The 236-nt window shown below is 71.6% G+C and carries 1 protein-coding gene; it reads right to left on the bottom strand.

Translation table 11 applies throughout. The features are described from left to right. A partial coding sequence (locus ACYQ0J_RS13505; protein ID WP_460172616.1) for a tyrosine-type recombinase/integrase occupies positions 1 to 236 on the bottom strand: 236 nt, incomplete at both ends.

Here is a 236-nt window from a genome sequence, read left to right as displayed (position 1 = left end):
CGTAGGAGTGGCGGAGCTTATGGGGGGTGATGCGTTGCCAGTCCTTGAGCCCCGCCCGCCTGGCCACCCGCTTCACCATGGCCTCCACCGCCCGGGCGGAGAAGGGCTTTCCCCGGTTGGGCCCCGTGGTGTGGCTCCAGATGTAGGGGCTCGTGGGGTGGCCCTCGAGGTTCCGGTGCCGCAGCCACTGGTGCAGGGCCCGCTGGGCCGTGGGCGAGAGGACCACCATCCGCTCC

This window comes from Thermus sp. FJN-A (genome assembly GCF_054655095.1).
This window is presented reverse-complemented; position numbering and strand designations above follow the sequence as displayed.